Source organism: Lutimaribacter pacificus (assembly GCF_900142185.1).
In the GTDB taxonomy this organism is placed as follows: Bacteria; Pseudomonadota; Alphaproteobacteria; order Rhodobacterales; family Rhodobacteraceae; genus Lutimaribacter; species Lutimaribacter pacificus.
In genome coordinates, this window is record NZ_FQZZ01000005.1 from 23,778 (window position 1) to 38,144 (window position 14,367).

Genomic DNA, 14,367 nt, shown 5'->3' on the forward strand with positions numbered 1-14,367 from the left:
CCCGATGCTCGCCTATATCATCCGCCGCGTCTTTCAGTCGGTGCTGGTCCTTCTTGTCGTGGGGCTGGTGGCGTTCTCGATGTTCAGTTTCGTCGGCGATCCGGTCGACAACATGCTGGGGCAGGAACGCACCCAGGCCGATGTCGAACGCCTGCGTGACCAGCTTGGGCTGGACCAGCCCTTTGTCGTGCAATACTGGCGCTTTCTGGAACAGGCCGCGCAGGGCAATTTCGGGCTGAGCTACCGGCAGGGCCGTCCGGTGGCCGAAATCCTTATGGAACGGCTGCCCGCCACGCTGGAGCTGGCCTTCGTGTCGGGGCTGCTGGCGCTGGTCGGCGGCATTGCGCTGGGTATCTTCACCGCGATCCGAAGGCGCGGGGTATCGGCCAACGTGATCATGACCGCCTCGCTGATCGGGGTGTCTCTGCCCACCTTCCTGATCGGTATCCTGCTGATCTATGTCTTTTCGGTCGAACTGGGCTGGCTGCCCAGTTTCGGCCGGGGCGAGGTGACGCGGATCGGCGGCTGGACCACCGGGTTCCTGACCGAAAGCGGGCTCAAGGCGCTGATCCTGCCGGCGATCACACTGGGGCTTTACCAGATGACGCTGATCATGCGGCTGGTGCGCACCGAGATGCTGGAGGTGCTGCGCATGGACTACATCCGCTTTGCCCGCGCGCGCGGGCTGCGCGAGAAATCCATCAATTTCCGCCACGCGCTGAAGAACACGCTGGTGCCGGTCATCACCATCACGGGGCTGCAACTGGGGTCGATCATCGCCTTCGCCATCATCACCGAAACGGTGTTCCAGTGGCCGGGCGTGGGGCTGTTGTTCATCAACGCGATCCAGTTCGTCGATATCCCGGTGATGGCGGCGTATCTCATGATGATTTCGGTGATGTTCGTCGGCATCAACCTGATCGTCGACATGCTGTATTTCGCGATCGACCCGCGCCTGCGCGTCGACCGCACCGCCGGGGGGCACTGACATGGCCGAGATCCAACCCGAAATCCGCCCGTCGCGCCTGACCCGCGCATGGGACAGCGACCTTGCATGGTCGTTCCGCCACGCGCCGGTTGCGGTGGTGTCGGCCATCGTCGTGCTGGTGCTGATCGCCGGCGCGCTGCTGGCGCCGCTGATCGCGCCGCACGATCCGTTCAACCCCGCCACGCTGAACCTGATGAACGGCTTTACCCCGCCGGGGCAGGCCAACCAGTTCACCGGCGATCTGTTCCTGCTGGGCACCGACGACCAGGGCCGCGACGTGTTCTCGACCATCCTTTACGGGATGCGCATTTCGCTGTTCGTGGGCTTTTCCGCCGTGTTCCTGGCGATGGTGCTGGGGGTGATCCTCGGGCTGCTGGCGGGTTATCTCGGCGGCTGGACCGAAACCATCATCATGCGCATCGCCGACGTGCAGCTGACCTTTCCGGCGATCCTTGTGGCGATGCTGATCTTTGGCATCGCCAAGGGCATCACGCCGCCCGCATACCGCGACCAGATGGCGATCTGGGTGCTGATCCTGGCCATCGGTCTGTCCGACTGGGTGCAGTTCGCGCGCGTGGTGCGCGGCGCCACGCTGGTGGAAAAGAACCGCGAATACGTGCAGGCCGCCAAGCTGATCGGCCGCTCGCCCTTTGCCATCATGCTGCGCCACATCCTGCCCAACGTGCTGAACCCGGTGCTGGTGATCGCCACGATCAGCCTTGCGCTGGCCATCATCGCCGAGGCGACGCTCAGCTTCCTCGGCGTGGGCGCGCCGCCCACCAAGCCCAGCCTCGGCACGCTGATCCGCATCGGGCAGGAGTTCATGTTCTCCGGCGAGTGGTGGATCCTGTTCTTCCCCGCTGCGACCCTGCTGGCGCTGGCGCTGTCGATCAACCTGCTGGGCGACTGGCTGCGCGATGCTTTGAACCCGAGGCTCAGATGACAGACACACCCGTTCTTTCCGTCCGAAACCTCGTCGTGGAAATCCCCACGCGCCGCGGCATCCTGCGCCCGGTGGATAACGTCAGCTACGATATCCATGCCGGTGAAATCCTTGGCGTCGTCGGCGAATCCGGCGCCGGCAAGTCGATGACCGGCAACGCGGTGATCGGCCTGCTGGACCGGCCCGCGCGCATAACGTCGGGGGAAATCCTGCTGTCGGGGCAGCCCATCCACAATCTGAAGGGCGAGGCGCTGCGCCGCCTGCGCGGCAAGAAGATGGGGATGATCTTTCAGGACCCGCTGACCTCGCTCAACCCGCTTCTGACGGTGGGCGACCAGCTGACCGAAACCATCCTCGAACATCTGGGCGTCAGCCAGCAGCAGGCGCGCGAACGCGCCATCGCCGCGCTGGAAGAGGTGGGCATTCCCGCCGCGCGCTCGCGCATCGACAGCTACCCGCACGAGTTTTCCGGCGGGATGCGGCAGCGCGTCGTGATCGCGCTGGCGCTCTGTGCCGAGCCCGACCTTGTGATCGCGGACGAACCCACGACGGCGCTGGACGTGTCGGTGCAGGCGCAGATCGTGGCGTTGCTGAAACGGCTGTGCCGCGAACGCGGCGTGGCGGTGATGCTGGTCACGCATGACATGGGCGTGATCGCCGAGGCCGCCGACCGCGTGGCCGTCATGTATGCCGGGCGGCTGGCCGAGCTTGGCCCGGTGCGCGAGGTGCTGACCGCCGCGCGCCATCCCTATACCTCGGGCCTGATGGCCTCGACCCCGCTGGCCAGCCAGGGCCACGAACGCCTGCGCCAGATCCCTGGCGCGATGCCGCGCCTGGGCAACCTGCCGGATGGCTGCGCCTTTCACCCGCGCTGCGACTATGCGCAGGACCGCTGCCGCCGGGACCCCGGCCCGACGCTTGAAACCTGCGACGGGCGCGCGGCCTGCTGGTTCCCGCTGGGTGCCGAACGCAAACAGGAGGTGGGCGCATGAGCGCGCTGATCAAGGTCGATCACCTGACCCGCGTGTTCGACGTGTCGAAACCCTGGCTCAACCGCGTGATCGAACGCCTGCCGCGGGCGCTGCTGACCGCCGTGTCGGACGTGAGTTTCGAGATCGAGGAAAACAGCGTCTACGCGCTGGTGGGCGAATCCGGTTCAGGTAAATCCACCATCGGCAAGATCGTGGTGGGGCTGGTGCCGCCCAGCGAAGGCGCGGTCGAGGTCGAGGGCGTGGACCTTGCCACCGAAACCGACGCGGCCCGGGTCGAGGCGGTGCGCGCCGACATCCAGATGATCTTTCAGGATCCTTACGCCTCGCTCAACCCGCGCTGGCGGGTGCGCGACATCATCGCCGAGCCGGTGGCGGCCAAGGGCGGCGACACGCGGGGGCTGGCCGAAAAGCTGCTGGAGCAGGTGGGCCTGTCGGCAAGGGATGCCGACAAGTATCCGCACGAGTTTTCCGGCGGGCAGCGGCAGCGCATCTGCATCGCCCGCGCGCTGGCCTCGGGGCCGAAGATCATCGTTTGCGACGAACCCACCTCGGCGCTGGACGTGTCGGTGCAGGCGCAGGTGCTGAACCTGATGTCCGACCTGCGCGAAGAGCTGGGCCTGACCTATCTCTTCATCAGCCACGACCTGACGGTGGTGCATCACATGGCCGACCGGATCGGCGTGCTGTATCTGGGCCGGCTGGTCGAAGAGGCGCCGCGCGACCGGCTGTTCGACGACCCCAAGCACCCCTATACGCGGATGTTGTTCGACGCCGCGCCGCGCATGGATGCCTTCGGGCGCGAGGTCGATCCGCCCAAGGGCGAAATCCCCGACGCGATCAACCCGCCATCAGGCTGCGCGTTCCACCCGCGCTGCCCGCTGGCGATCGACCGGTGCAGCCGCGAACGCCCCGAGATGCGCCGCATCGGAGATACCCGCGTCGCCTGCCACGTGGCGGAGTAGGGCGCGCTCAGCCGGCGGCGCCCGAAATCTCCTGCATCGCGTCGAGGAAGCGCGCCACCTCGTCGGGGCTGTTGTAATGCGCCAGCGACACGCGCACGCAATCGGGCCGGTCCAGCGGTGTCAGGATGTTACCCGAGTAATGATCGGCCTTGCGGATATGCACCCGCACGCCGCGCGCCTCGAGCCCGGCCACGATATCGGCCGAGGCCACCCCGTCCAGCCAGAAGCCGACCAGCCCCTCGCGCGCGGGGTTGTCGATGCCGCCGATGACATGGACGCCGGGCAGGGTGGTCAGGCCCGCGTGATTGCCGGTGCCGTGCAGCATCGCCTCGGTCAGCGCGTGCTCATGCGCGTGGATCGCCGCGCCCGCCGCTTCCAGCCGGGCGCGGGGGGCGGTGGCGTCGCTCACCTCGCCGCCCAGCCAGTCGAGATAGGCCACCACATCCGACAGCGTGGCATAGGCCCCGGTATCGCGCGTGCCCAGTTCCCAGTTCTCCGACGGGCCGCCGGTCAGCGCCTCGTGGGGCAGGGCGGTCAGCCGGTCCGACACCCAGGCCACGCCATAGCCGTGCCGCGAAAACATTTTGTAGGGTGAGATCGCATAGCCGTCGACGCCCGCCGCCGTCAGGTCGATGGCCCCGTGCGCTGCGTGCTGGATACCGTCGACGATGATCAGGCACTCGGGGGCGGCGGCGCGGATCGCGGCGGCGATGGTGCCCACATCCACCCCCATGCCGGTGACCGGGCTGGTGTGCAGGATCGTCGCCACCGCCAGGTCGGGCCGCAGATGCGGGCGGTAGTGTTCCGCCGTAACGGTGCCGGTCGCATCGTCATGGGCCACCGCGATATAATCGCGCCCCGAGCGCTCGGCCCAGTGCCGCGCCGCGCTGCGCGAGGCGGGATGTTCCAGCGTCGATCCGATCACCGCGCCGGCGCCTGTGCCCATGCAGGCGGTGCGGATCATGCGATACAGCATCTCGGTCCCGCTTTCGCCCAGGACGATCTGCCCGCCCGGCGCATTCAGCAGCAGCGCCATGTCGGCGCGGGCCTTGGCGATCACCTCCATCAGGTGCCGGCTCATGGCGTTGGCGCGGCCCTGGTTGTCGGGGATCGCGGCGAACCGGGCCGTGGTCTCGACCACCGAATTCAGCGTCAGCGCGCCGCCCGCGTTTTCGAAGAACACGCGCGGCCCGGTCAGCGGGCAGGCATCGACATGGGCGAAACGCGCGCGGATGGCGCTCAGCAGGTCAGGGGCGAACATGGGGGGCCTTTCGATTCTTGCAGCCGTCAGAGTGGCGCGGAAAACAGGCCGGGGCAATCGCCGCCCCGGCACGGAATTTCCCCGCAATGGCGCGATCTGCGCACCAAAAGCGCCGCAATTCAATGGCAGTTTTCCGGCCCATGGAAAACCGCACCAAGGTTCATTTCCCTGCACGCACGGGAACGGTGCCCGCCCCGCGCCATGCACGGCTGTTCGAATTGCTGCGGCAGGCCGACATGGCGGCGCAGGCGCGCGCACGGATCGCCGCGAAACGGCGCCTGTCTCAGGGCCCGGCACAGATACTGTCGCCCGACGCGCTGGCCGCCACGCTGAGGGGGCAGGCGGCCTGACCGGGCTCAGCCCCGGAACCCGGTCGCCACCACGAATTTCTCGGAACTGTCCGCCCGGCTGGCGGGCGGCTTGACGTTGGCGACCTTGGTGAATTTCTGCTTCAGCAGTTTTTGCAGATCGCCCTCGGCCCCGCCGGCCAGCACCTTGGCGACGAAAGTGCCGCCCTCTTCCAGCACGTCGAAGGCGAAATAGGCCGCTGCCTCGCACAGCGCCATGATCCGCAGGTGGTCGGTCTGCTTGTGCCCCGAGGAGGCGGCAGCCATGTCCGACATCACCACGTCGGCCTTGCCGCCCAGCCAGTCCTTGACCTTGTCGTCGGCGCCGTCCTCCAGGAAATCGAGCTGGTGGATCTCGGCGCCCGCGACCGGTTCGACCTCTTGCAGGTCGATGCCGATGATGCGGCCCTGCGCCTTGCCGGATTTCTCGCCCAACGCGTTGATGCGCGGCACCGCGACCTGAATCCAGCCGCCCGGCGCGCAGCCCAGATCCACCACCCGCGCCCCCGGCACGAGAAAGCGGAATCTGTCGTCCAGCTCCATGATCTTGAAGGCCGCGCGCCCGCGATAGCCCTCCTTGCGCGCCCGCGCCACGTAGGGATCGTTCAGCTGCCGCTGCAGCCAGCGCGTCGAGCTGAGCTTGCGGCCGCGCGCGGTCTTGACCTTGACCTTCAGGTCGCGCTGCCCGCGCCCGGATGTGTTCTTGCCGGTCGGTTTCTTCGCCATCGCCCCTGCAACCCCTCAGAAAGGCCCGTCTTCCAGCACCCCGTCGGCGCTCATCTGGGCATAAAGCAAACCCTCGCGCAGGCCGCGGTCGGCCACGCTCAGCCGGTCGGTGGGCCAGCAGCGCAGCAGCGCCTGCAGGATCGCCGCGCCCGACATGATCAGCGCGTGCCGGTCCTGCCCGATGCGCGGATCGCGCCGCCGCCCCTCGGGGCCGAGCGCGAGGTAATCGCGGATCACCAGGTCGATCTGGTCACTGGTCATGCGCAACCCGTCCACCTTGGTCCGGTCATAGCGTTTCAGCCCCAGATGCGAGGCCGCCACCGTCGTCACCGTGCCCGAGGTGCCGACGATCTGGAACCCCGCGCGCGCCTGTTCGTCCTTGTAGGGGGCGAACTCGGCCAGGTTCTCCTCGAAGAACCAGCTCATCAGCGCAAAGCGCGCGGCGTCGTCCTCGACATCGTTGAACTGGTCGCGCAGCGTGGCCACGCCCAGCGGCACGCTGATCCAGTCCACCACCTTGGCGGCGGGAAACGGGCTGTCGGTGGGGTGGAACCCGGCGTGCAGCCGCATGATCGCGCGCGGCCGTTCGCGGTGCGGGACCGAGCTTATGTCGATCCATACCAGCTCGGTCGAGCCGCCGCCGATATCCACCACCAGCAATTGTTCCGTCTTGGTGCTGACCAGCGGCGCGCAGGAAATCACCGCCAGCCGCGCCTCTTCCTCGGGCTGGATGATTTCCAGTTGCAGCCCGGTTTCGCGCTGCACTTGCCGGATGAAATCCGTGGCGTTGCGGGCCCGGCGGCAGGCTTCGGTCGCCACCAGCCGCATGCGGCGCACCTTGTGCCGCTTCAGCTTCTGCTGGCAGATGCGCAATGCCTGCACCGTGCGCCGCATCGACGCCCGGCTCAGCCGGCCGGTCTGTTCCAGCCCGGCGCCCAGTTGCACCGACTTGGAAAAGCTGTCGACCACGTGGAACTGACTGCCCTTGGGCTGGGCGATCAGCATCCGGCAACTATTGGTGCCAAGATCCAGCGCGGCATAAAGCTCGGCCGTATCCGGCGGGGTCGGCGCGGGGGTTGCAACCGGTTTCGGGAACGCGCCCGCACCTTTGGGACGCTTGGGCGCCATGACTACACGCCCTCCATTTCGAGTTGGGTTCAAACTAGTGTCTTGCCGCGCGCCGTGCAAGCTCTGCCATGCGGGGCTCATAAAGATGTTGGCGATTTTGGGGGCGGCCCGCGGTGGCCAAAGCGGCGGCGCGCCTGCTATGTGCAAATGGTCGCAGAGTGGGGCGGGAATGTCGAAAACCGCCCTTATGTCGCAAACGCGCTGTCCTACAAGCGGATCACGGTAACAGGGGAATCACGCAATGCCCGAAGTCACGATCGTCTACTGGCGGGACATCCCGGCGCAGGTCATCGTCGGCAAGGGCCGTCGCGGGGCCAAGAAACCCTTGCCCGAACGGTTCGAACAGGCCATCGACCGCGCCGCCATGAAGGTGGGCGCCGCGGATACCGATGCCTACCTGGCCGAATGGCGCAAGGCGGCCCCCTATACCGTCGAGGGCGAGCCCGCTGAGGTCGCCGAGGCCGAGGCCGCGCGCCTTGAGGCCGAGTATGATCGGGACCGCATCAAGGCCCTGATCGCAAACGATGGTTGGGCATGAAACCCAAAGGCGTGTGGGAGGCCGCGATGGCTCTGCTGAATTTCAGGAAACGCGATGATGGCGCGAAACCCGTCAACCACGAGGTCGAGTCCTTTCTTCAGGGCTATTCGATCGAGGTGATGCCGCGCACCGCCGAGAAGGTCGATGATTTCCGCGAGATCCTGCCCGAAGGCACCCGCGTCTACATCGCCCATATCGAGGGCACGCCGATTGCCGACATGGTGGCCACCGCCAGGCGGCTGAACGCCGAGGGTTACAAGGTGATGCCGCATTTTCCCGCGCGCATCATCCGGGACGCGGCTGAGCTGGAAAACTGGATCGCCATGTACCAGGGCGAGGCCGATGTGAAACAGGCGCTGCTGCTGGCCGGCGGCGTGGCACAGCCGGTGGGCGATTTCCACTCTTCGATGCAGTTGATGGAGACCGGCCTCTTTGACAAGGCAGGCTTCGAGCGGCTGCACGTCGCGGGCCATCCCGAGGGCAACCGCGACATCGACCCCGATGGCGGCGACAAGGCCGTGATGGATGCGCTGCGCTGGAAACAGGCGTTTTCCGAACGCACCGATGCGCAGATGGCGCTGGCCACGCAATTCGCCTTCGACGCAAGGCCGATCATCGCCTGGTCCGACCGCCTGGCCGCCGAGGGCATCGCCCTGCCCATCCATATCGGCATCGCCGGTCCGGCCAAGCTGCAGACGCTGATCAAGTTCGCCATCGCCTGCGGGGTGGGGCCGTCGCTGAAGGTGCTGCAAAAGCGCGCGATGGATGTCTCCAAGCTGCTGCTGCCCTATGAGCCGACCGACGTGATCGCGGAACTGGCCGCGCACAAGGCCGCCAATCCCGGTTTCAACATCGAGCATGTCCATTTCTTCCCGCTCGGGGGTATCAGGACCAACGCCCAATGGGCCATCGACAATGGCGGCGCGGCAGCCGTGCCCGCCGCACAAACCCAAGGATAACAGGAAACATGACCCGCACCATCGTTGAGTCGAAAACCAAGACCGCCATCATCGGCTTCGATCAGCCGTTCTGCGTGATCGGCGAGCGCATCAATCCCACGGGCCGCAAGAAGCTGGCCGCCGAGCTTGAGGCGGGCGATTTCTCGACCGTAGAAAAGGATGCCGTGGCGCAGGTGGCGGCGGGGGCGAGCGTTCTCGATATCAACGCGGGCGTGGTTTACAATTCGAACCCCAACCCGAACGAAACCGAACCGCCGCTGATGACGAAGATCGTCGAGATGGTGCAGGGGCTGGTGGATGTGCCGCTTTGCATCGACAGCTCGGTGCCCGGCGCGCTCGAGGCCGGGCTTGCCGCGGCCGAGGGGCGTCCGCTGCTGAACTCGGTCACCGGCGAGGAAGAGCGGCTGGAACTGGTGCTGCCGCTGGTCAAGAAATACAACGTGCCGGTGGTGGCGATCTCGAACGACGACACCGGCATTTCCGAAGACCCCGACGTGCGTTTCGCCGTGGCCAAGAAGATCGTCGAGCGCGCCGCCGATTTCGGCATCCCGGCCCATGATATCGTGGTCGATCCGCTGGTGATGCCCATCGGCGCGATGGCGACCGCCGGCCACCAGGTCTTTACCCTGGTCCGCCGGCTGCGCGAGGAACTGGGCGTCAACACCACCTGCGGCGCCTCGAACATCTCGTTCGGGCTGCCGAACCGGCACGGCATCAACAACGCCTTCCTGCCGATGGCGATGGGGGCGGGCATGACCAGCGCCATCATGAACCCCTGCGCGCTGCCGGTGGGGGCCACGAAGATCGCCGAGAAACGCGCCGAGGTCGAGGCGGCGGGGATCGTGCTGCCGGCGGATATGGACGACGAGGCATTCTGCCAGATGTTCGGCCTGGGCAGCACGCAGTTCCGCGCCGGCAAGGAGATGGAGGCGATCCGCGCCGCCAACCTGCTGACCAATAACGACCCGCATGGCGGCGAGTGGATCCGCTTCAACAAGGCGCCGGGCGAAGACGCCGCCGGTGGCCGGGGCGGCCGCCGCGGGGGCGGGCGCCGCCGCCGCGCCTGATCTGCCGCGACGCTGACCGGAACGGCCCCGCCGACGCGCGGGGCCGCTTTGTTTCCGGTGTGCGATACCCGAACGCTTTACCCCGCCCGGAACAGCCGCGGCCCTGCGATGCCCTTCGGTTGCCGATCATCCGCACGATGGCGGTAAGCGACCGCAGGCCGGGCCGATGGCCCGTCGCCTCAGGCCAGGTCCAGGTCGCGCGCCAGCATCGCCGCGTGGGTGCGGTTGCGCGCCTGCAATTTGCGGCAGATCGTTTTCACATGCAGCTTGATCGTGACTTCCTGGATATTCAGGTCGCGGGCGATTTCCTTGTTGGACTTGCCCTCCATCACGCCGCGCAGCACGTCCATCTCGCGCGGGGTGATGTGCACCGCGCCGCGGGTCCGGTGTTCGCTGTCCAGGAATTCCTGCGGGCGATAGCTGTGCCCGGCCATCATGTGCCGCACCGCCGCGATCATCGTGTCGGGGTCGATCGACTTGGGCAGGAAGCCCTGCGCCCCCGCCGCCAGCGCCCGGCGGGCAACCTCGGGCGGGGCGGTGCCCGACAGGATCGCCACGGGGCCGGGGGCGTTGGCCTCGATCGCCCTGGTTAGGCCGGCCGGCAGGCTCATCCCCGGCATGGTGTAGTCCAGCAGCACAAGGTCGAACGGGCCGCCGCGCGCGATCGCGGCCAACGCCTGGTCCAGCGTGGCGGCCTCGACCACGTCATATCCGGTCGCGTCCTGCAGGTAGCTGACCAGGGCGGCGCGCACGAGATCGTGGTCATCTGCGATCAGAACCGTCGCCATGCCTGCCCCTCCCTGCCAATACGGTTCCCTATTCGTTAGCATAGGTATCTGGACGAACGCCGCAACACCCATGAATATCCTCCCCTATGTGGAACGGGTGACATTGTGAAGACGGGTAAAGTCATGCGGCTGATACTGGCATTCGCAATCATGGTGCTGGGTGCAACGGCGCCCCGGGCCGAGATGCCGGCAAAACTCCTGCTGTCCGCGCCCGAGGGGCGGATGCTGCTGGAAATCGTGATCACCGACCCGGCGCCGGGTGCGGGGGCGGCACGGACCGTGCGGCTGGACGAGGCGATGCTGCGGTTTCTGCCGTCCGAGGCGTTTTCGACCAGCACGATCTGGACCGAGGGCGTGCAGCATTTCCGGGGCGTGCGGCTGAGGACGCTGATGGATTGCCTCGGTATCCGCGACGGTGTGCTGACCCTGACCGCCAAGAACGAATACCTGGTCGAGATCCCGATGGCCGAATTGCGCGGCGACGGCGCGCTGGTCGCCTACGAGCGCAACGGCCGGCCGATGGAGACACGCGACAAGGGGCCGTTATGGCTGGTCTATCCCTATGATGCCGATCCGGCCTTCCGAACCGAAACCGTCTATGCCCAAAGCATATGGCAACTGGACCGGATCGAGGTGACGCCCTAGGCTGGGCATGGCGTGCGGAGGCTAGGATGCCCGATTTCAAGACACGCCTTCGGCGATTGCGACGCGGCTGGATGCCGATCTCGGTCCTGCTGGCCGGGATCGCGCTGCTCGTGGCGGTGGGGCTGAGCCTTGGCTGGCGCGGCACGCAGGAGATGCGGCTGCTGGCCGACAGCCAGAGCGACGAGCTGATCTGGACCGTGACGCAGGCCGAGGTCGAATTCCTGGAATTCGAACGGGTGATCCTGCGCCAGATGATGCGCGGCGATGGCGATGCCGCGGCGCTGCGCGACGCCTTCGACGTCTATTACAGCCGGCTGACGACCCTGCGGGTCTCGCCGCTCTATCGTGACTATATCGAGGCGGCGGGCCAGCGGGTGCGGCTGGCAGAGCTGGGCGTGCGCAGCGATGCGCTGCTGCCGCTGATCGACGCCGACGACGCGACGCTGTTGGCGGGCGCCGACAGGCTGCTGGTCTCGGTGGACGGGATGCGCCGGGATCTGCGCAGGCTCGGGTCGCGGGTCATGCAGACGGTGGCGCAACGCCGCGAGGAGATGCGCAAGGGGATCTACGCCGTGATGCGCGACCTGGCCATCGTGGTGGTGGCGCTGCTGGCGTCGATGGGCGTGCTCAGCCTGCTGGTCTGGCGGCTGTTCCGTTTCCTGCGCGCCCGCGCCCGCGAGATGCGCCAGACCAGCACGCGGCTGTCCACCATCGTCACCACCTCGCAGGATGCCATCGTGGTGACCGATGACGACGACCGCATCACCGAGTTCAACGCCGCCGCCGAGGCGCTGTTCGGCCTGGGCCGCGCCGTTGCGCTGGGGCAGCCGATCGGGCGGCTGTGCGATGTCGCGGCGCTGGACGGGCAGGTGCGGCGGCAGCGCGTCACCGGGTTCCGCCGCGAGGGGCGCGAGGTGCCGCTCGAAGCTTCGCTCGGGGTCGAGGGCACGCCCTTCGGCCGTATCCGGGTCTACGTGTTCCGCGACATCACGCACCGCCTGGCGATCGAGGAGGACCTGCGCCAGAGCCGCGACCAGGCGCTGGCGGGCGAACGCGCCAAGGCGCGGTTCCTGGCGGTGATGAGCCACGAGATGCGCACGCCGCTGAACGGCATCATCGGCGCGATCGGGCTGCTGCGCGACGAGGTGCGCGAACCGCGCGCGCGGCAATATCTCGATATCCTCGAAAGCTCGGGCGAAACGTTGCTGTCGCATGTCAACGACGTGCTCGACATCACCCAGCTCGAGGCGGCGAATGTCGCGCTGGCGCGGCAGGTTGTCGATCTCGACGCGCTCAGCCATTCGGTGTTGCGCGGCTTCGAACCGGCGGCGCGGGCCCGTGGCGTGCGGCTGGAGCGCATGGTGCACATGCCGGGATCGCCGCTGGTGCGCGGCGACCGGGCGCGGCTGCGCCAGATCCTGACGAATCTCGTGGATAACGCGGTCAAGCACACCTCGGACGGGACCGTCACGCTGGACGTGTCGGGCGGCGGCCCCGGCACGCCGCTGGTCGAGATACAGGTCTCCGACACCGGCACCGGCATCGCCCCCGGCGATCGCGGCCGGATATTCGAGGATTTCGTGCGGCTGGAACGCGACGACACCGTGGCGCCTGCCGGCACCGGGCTGGGGCTGGGGATCACCCGGCGGCTGGTCGAGGCGATGGGCGGCGAGATCGGTGTCGAAAGCGAGCCGGGCGAGGGCAGCCTGTTCTGGGTCCGCCTGCCGCTGCCCGCCATGGCGGCCGAGGCGGTGGCGGCCGATCCGGTCACGGAAAGCGGCGACAGCCGCATCGCGCCGCTGCGCGTTCTGGTGGTCGAGGACAACCCGGTCAACCGCTTCATCCTGCGCGAGATGCTGGAAAAGGACGGCCACCTTGTCGACGAGGCCGAGAACGGCGCCGCCGGGCTGGAGCTGGCCGACCGGAGCGGTTTCGACCTGATCCTGATGGATATCGCCATGCCGGGCATGGACGGCGATGCGGTGACGCGCCGCATCCGGGCGGGTGGCGGGCCCAACGCGGCAACGCGGATCGTGGCGCTGACCGCCCATGTGCAGGCCGCCGAGAACCCCGAAACCCGCGCCGCCGGTTTCGACCAGGTGGTGACCAAGCCGGTGACATGGCCGGTGCTGCGCGCCGTCCTGCGCGGGCAGGCGGCACCCGTCACCCCGCCACCCGGCACCCTGCCGCTGCTCGACACGCAGGCACCGGTGGCGCTGCAACGCAGCCTGGGGCCGGGGAAATACGCGGCGTTCCTGCGCGATTTCCGGGCCGGGGGCGCGGAGCTGCTGCGGATGCTCGACAGCGGCGACACCCCGCCGGACCCGTTGCGCCGCAAGATCCACGCGCTTGCGGGCATGGCCGCGATCGTCGGCGCGCGGCGCCTGCACGGGGCACTGTCGGATCTCGAAACCGCGCTGGCCGGGGGGCAGGATACCGCCGCACCCGCCGCCGGGATCGCGCCGCTTTTCGCCGACACCGCCGCCGCCCTGCCGGATTGAGGGGGCAGTTGGCGTCCCGGTCGCATTCCGTTTTGGTCGTTGCGTCGGGTATTGGCGTGATCGGGCGCTCGAACGCCGCACCCGGCCCGGAACAGCCGCGCAGCGGCCCGGGCATCGCACGGCCGCCCCCCGGCCGGGCGATTGGCTGCCGTCATCGCTCCGCTTTGAGGGAGGATGCGGCTGCACGATAAAATGCCAGTCACAAATGTCGGATCGCCCGACCGCGGCCCTGCGCTGCCCTCTGTCGGGAAAGGCCCGAACGCCGCTGAATGCTTGCTGTCGTCGCGGATCTTGAAACATACCGGATCTAGAGCAGAACCGACACTTTCCCGCACCGCCTGGCGACATGCACGGATCGGCGGCAATACCGCATCGTCACGACGGCAGAGAAATCGGCCATAAGTGGCGGAGAGACAGGGATTCGAACCCTGGGACCCCGTGAAGGGTCAACGGTTTTCGAGACCGCCCCGTTCGACCACTCCGGCACCTCTCCGCGGGGGTCTGGGGGGTGCGTTTAATCGG

The 14,367-nt window shown here is 67.7% G+C and carries 14 protein-coding genes and 1 tRNA gene; 10 read left to right on the forward strand and 5 right to left on the reverse strand.

The window, feature by feature from the left end:
* Positions 1-4 precede the first annotated feature (4 nt).
* The 4 genes from F3H87_RS13450 to F3H87_RS13465 are packed head-to-tail and all read left to right on the forward strand — an operon-like array spanning position 5 to position 3,885.
* Positions 5-988, forward strand: a complete 984-nt coding sequence (locus F3H87_RS13450) for an ABC transporter permease (protein WP_149787420.1) — start codon at positions 5-7, stop codon at positions 986-988.
* Between the two features lies 1 nt (position 989).
* Positions 990-1,931, forward strand: coding sequence for an ABC transporter permease (locus tag F3H87_RS13455; protein WP_149787421.1), 942 nt, complete (start codon positions 990-992; stop codon positions 1,929-1,931).
* Positions 1,928-2,923: an ABC transporter ATP-binding protein gene (locus F3H87_RS13460; protein ID WP_149787422.1), complete on the forward strand. Its 996-nt coding sequence runs from the start codon at positions 1,928-1,930 to the stop codon at positions 2,921-2,923. Before F3H87_RS13455 ends, F3H87_RS13460 begins: the two co-directional genes overlap by 4 nt.
* The gene (locus F3H87_RS13465) at positions 2,920-3,885 is read left to right on the forward strand and encodes an ABC transporter ATP-binding protein (RefSeq protein ID WP_149787423.1); all 966 of its coding nucleotides are present in this window, start codon (positions 2,920-2,922) and stop codon (positions 3,883-3,885) included. Before F3H87_RS13460 ends, F3H87_RS13465 begins: the two co-directional genes overlap by 4 nt.
* Before the next feature lie 7 nt (positions 3,886-3,892).
* On the opposite strand, the gene F3H87_RS13470 is transcribed toward F3H87_RS13465, so the two are convergent.
* Complete coding sequence (locus tag F3H87_RS13470; protein WP_149787424.1) at positions 3,893-5,146, reverse strand: aminotransferase class V-fold PLP-dependent enzyme; 1,254 nt, start codon at positions 5,144-5,146, stop codon at positions 3,893-3,895.
* A gap of 122 nt (positions 5,147-5,268) precedes the next feature.
* Between F3H87_RS13470 and F3H87_RS13475 the strand changes: the two genes are divergently transcribed.
* The gene (locus tag F3H87_RS13475; RefSeq protein WP_223228063.1) at positions 5,269-5,496 is read left to right on the forward strand and encodes a hypothetical protein; all 228 of its coding nucleotides are present in this window, start codon (positions 5,269-5,271) and stop codon (positions 5,494-5,496) included.
* A 6-nt stretch (positions 5,497-5,502) separates the two neighbouring features.
* On the opposite strand, the gene F3H87_RS13480 is transcribed toward F3H87_RS13475, so the two are convergent.
* Together F3H87_RS13480 and F3H87_RS13485 are read right to left on the reverse strand one after the other, a co-directional pair.
* Complete coding sequence (locus tag F3H87_RS13480; RefSeq protein WP_149787426.1) at positions 5,503-6,219, reverse strand: RlmE family RNA methyltransferase; 717 nt, start codon at positions 6,217-6,219, stop codon at positions 5,503-5,505.
* Positions 6,220-6,234: 15 nt separating this feature from the next.
* Positions 6,235-7,347: a Ppx/GppA phosphatase family protein gene (locus F3H87_RS13485; protein WP_149787427.1), complete on the reverse strand. Its 1,113-nt coding sequence runs from the start codon at positions 7,345-7,347 to the stop codon at positions 6,235-6,237.
* A gap of 241 nt (positions 7,348-7,588) precedes the next feature.
* On the opposite strand from F3H87_RS13485, the gene F3H87_RS13490 reads away from it, so the two are divergent.
* Genes F3H87_RS13490 through F3H87_RS13500 form a run of 3 tightly spaced genes read left to right on the forward strand, consistent with a single transcriptional unit; the run spans position 7,589 to position 9,911 of the window.
* The gene (locus tag F3H87_RS13490) at positions 7,589-7,885 is read left to right on the forward strand and encodes a virulence factor (RefSeq protein WP_149787428.1); all 297 of its coding nucleotides are present in this window, start codon (positions 7,589-7,591) and stop codon (positions 7,883-7,885) included.
* 26 nt (positions 7,886-7,911) lie between these two features.
* Positions 7,912-8,844, forward strand: a complete 933-nt coding sequence (locus F3H87_RS13495; RefSeq protein WP_149787676.1) for a methylenetetrahydrofolate reductase — start codon at positions 7,912-7,914, stop codon at positions 8,842-8,844.
* 8 nt (positions 8,845-8,852) lie between these two features.
* Entirely contained in the window at positions 8,853-9,911 is a 1,059-nt protein-coding gene (locus F3H87_RS13500) for a methyltetrahydrofolate cobalamin methyltransferase (protein WP_149787429.1), read from the forward strand.
* A 179-nt stretch (positions 9,912-10,090) separates the two neighbouring features.
* Here F3H87_RS13500 and F3H87_RS13505 read toward each other — a convergent pair whose 3' ends face one another.
* Complete coding sequence (locus tag F3H87_RS13505) at positions 10,091-10,699, reverse strand: response regulator transcription factor (RefSeq protein WP_149787430.1); 609 nt, start codon at positions 10,697-10,699, stop codon at positions 10,091-10,093.
* Between the two features lie 123 nt (positions 10,700-10,822).
* On the opposite strand from F3H87_RS13505, the gene F3H87_RS13510 reads away from it, so the two are divergent.
* Together F3H87_RS13510 and F3H87_RS13515 are read left to right on the forward strand one after the other, a co-directional pair.
* Positions 10,823-11,344: a molybdopterin-dependent oxidoreductase gene (locus F3H87_RS13510; RefSeq protein WP_149787431.1), complete on the forward strand. Its 522-nt coding sequence runs from the start codon at positions 10,823-10,825 to the stop codon at positions 11,342-11,344.
* A 26-nt stretch (positions 11,345-11,370) separates the two neighbouring features.
* Positions 11,371-13,845 carry an ATP-binding protein gene (locus F3H87_RS13515; protein WP_149787432.1) on the forward strand — a complete coding sequence of 825 codons (2,475 nt, stop codon included), beginning with the start codon at positions 11,371-11,373 and terminating at the stop codon, positions 13,843-13,845.
* A 403-nt stretch (positions 13,846-14,248) separates the two neighbouring features.
* Here F3H87_RS13515 and F3H87_RS13520 read toward each other — a convergent pair.
* Positions 14,249-14,338: transfer RNA gene (locus F3H87_RS13520), tRNA-Ser, on the reverse strand.
* Between the last annotated feature and the right edge of the window lie 29 nt (positions 14,339-14,367).

Bases quoted from the DNA above. Each gene is read 5' to 3' on its own strand.
- F3H87_RS13450 (WP_149787420.1), top strand. From the start codon at position 5: ATGCTCGCCTATATCATCCGCCGCGTCTTTCAGTCGGTGCTGGTCCTT.
- F3H87_RS13455 (WP_149787421.1), top strand. From the start codon at position 990: ATGGCCGAGATCCAACCCGAAATCCGCCCGTCGCGCCTGACCCGCGCA.
- F3H87_RS13460 (WP_149787422.1), top strand. From the start codon at position 1,928: ATGACAGACACACCCGTTCTTTCCGTCCGAAACCTCGTCGTGGAAATC.
- F3H87_RS13465 (WP_149787423.1), top strand. From the start codon at position 2,920: ATGAGCGCGCTGATCAAGGTCGATCACCTGACCCGCGTGTTCGACGTG.
- F3H87_RS13470 (WP_149787424.1), bottom strand. From the start codon at position 5,146: ATGTTCGCCCCTGACCTGCTGAGCGCCATCCGCGCGCGTTTCGCCCAT.
- F3H87_RS13475 (WP_223228063.1), top strand. From the start codon at position 5,269: ATGGCAGTTTTCCGGCCCATGGAAAACCGCACCAAGGTTCATTTCCCT.
- F3H87_RS13480 (WP_149787426.1), bottom strand. From the start codon at position 6,219: ATGGCGAAGAAACCGACCGGCAAGAACACATCCGGGCGCGGGCAGCGC.
- F3H87_RS13485 (WP_149787427.1), bottom strand. From the start codon at position 7,347: ATGGCGCCCAAGCGTCCCAAAGGTGCGGGCGCGTTCCCGAAACCGGTT.
- F3H87_RS13490 (WP_149787428.1), top strand. From the start codon at position 7,589: ATGCCCGAAGTCACGATCGTCTACTGGCGGGACATCCCGGCGCAGGTC.
- F3H87_RS13495 (WP_149787676.1), top strand. From the start codon at position 7,912: ATGGCTCTGCTGAATTTCAGGAAACGCGATGATGGCGCGAAACCCGTC.
- F3H87_RS13500 (WP_149787429.1), top strand. From the start codon at position 8,853: ATGACCCGCACCATCGTTGAGTCGAAAACCAAGACCGCCATCATCGGC.
- F3H87_RS13505 (WP_149787430.1), bottom strand. From the start codon at position 10,699: ATGGCGACGGTTCTGATCGCAGATGACCACGATCTCGTGCGCGCCGCC.
- F3H87_RS13510 (WP_149787431.1), top strand. From the start codon at position 10,823: ATGCGGCTGATACTGGCATTCGCAATCATGGTGCTGGGTGCAACGGCG.
- F3H87_RS13515 (WP_149787432.1), top strand. From the start codon at position 11,371: ATGCCCGATTTCAAGACACGCCTTCGGCGATTGCGACGCGGCTGGATG.